The organism is Streptomyces sp. NPDC090442, assembly GCF_044769405.1.
Lineage (GTDB): Bacteria > Actinomycetota > Actinomycetes > Streptomycetales > Streptomycetaceae > Streptomyces.
This window is the reverse complement of the sequence record NZ_JBIVXW010000261.1, coordinates 1-1,361: the sequence shown is the minus strand read 5'-3', so window position 1 is coordinate 1,361 and position 1,361 is coordinate 1. Positions and strand designations below refer to the sequence as shown.

Genomic DNA, 1,361 nt, shown 5'->3' with positions numbered 1-1,361 from the left:
GGAGCGCGGGAGGAGCGCACGCGGGGGCTACCGGCTCGGCTGATGGTCTACTTCACACTGACGATGTGGCTGTTCACCAGCTACGGATACGGCCTGGTGCTGCGGGAGTTGGTGGAGCACTGGCCGCTGCGGAACCGCGAGGCGTGGCGGCCGGCCCTGTCCGGATCGCTGACCAGCGCGCGGGCCCGGCTGGGGCAGGCCCCGCTGCGACTGCTGTTCGACCGGGTCGCCGGGGCCGGCGGCACCGCGGCCACCCCGGGGGCGTTCTGGCGCGGCCTGCGCCTGACCTCCGTGGACGGCACACTGTTCGACGTACCTGCCAGTGAGGCGAATGCCGCGGCCTACGGCCGGTCCGCCAACGGGACGCGGCCCGGACCGTTCCCGCAGGTGCGACTGCTGGCGCTGGTGGAGTGCGGTACCAAGGCGATGATCGGCGCGGTCTTCGACTCCTTCGCGGTGGGCGAGCGGACCCTGGCCCACCGCCTGCTGGTGCACCTGCACACCGGGATGCTGCTGATGGCCGACCGGGGCTTCCCCGCCTTCGACCTGTGGCAGGCCGCCGCCGGCAAGGGGGCCCAACTCCTTTGGCGCGTCTCGGACTCCTTCACCCTGCCGGTGGACCGGGTGCTGTCAGATGGCACCTACCTTTCCCACCTCAACGCGCCGCGCGGGAAGCGGACCACGGTGCGGGTGGTCGAGTACACGGTGGTGACCGCGGCTGTGGACGCCGAAGGCGTCAGCGAGGAGACCTCCGAACTGTTCTGCCTGATCACCACGCTGCTCGACCCGGCCGCAGCGCCCGCCCGCGAGCTCGCGGAACTCTACACAGCACGCTGGACCAGCGAAACGATCTTCAAACACATCAAGATCGAGCAGCGCGGCGGGCGCACCGCGACCCTGCGCTCGATGAGCCCCGCCATGGTCGAGCAGGAACTATGGGCCATGCTCTGCGTCTACCAGGCCCTCCACCACCTGGCCGCCGAAACCGCCCACCACGCGCGTCTCCCCGTTTCGCACATCAGCTTCAAGCAGACCCTCGCCGCCGCCCGACGCTCCGTCGGCGCGGACTTTTCCCCCTCGGCAACTGGCCGCCAAGGCCCGTGACGTCCAAGCCGACCTGGCCCGCGAGGCCGTAAAGCCCCGCCCCGGACGCACCGCACCCCGCGCCACCAAGCGCAGCGGCACCGGCTACCGCACCCTGCGGCCCGACGAGCCCGCCACCACCCGCGTCACCCACACCGTCAAGCTCCAGCTCTTCCCTGTGCACCGACGGCCGGCACCACCGAACGGCCCAGCGATCCTGCAGATCACGACACCTGATGCAGCATCACCCAAGCACCGCCGGATGACACCAGCCGCCT

1 protein-coding gene is annotated in these 1,361 nt (G+C 71.1%); it reads left to right on the top strand.

The window, feature by feature from the left end:
- A partial coding sequence (locus ACIQU6_RS44890) for an IS4 family transposase (RefSeq protein ID WP_403488531.1) occupies positions 1 to 1,104 on the top strand: 1,104 nt, incomplete at its 5' end.
- Positions 1,105 to 1,361 lie beyond the last annotated feature (257 nt).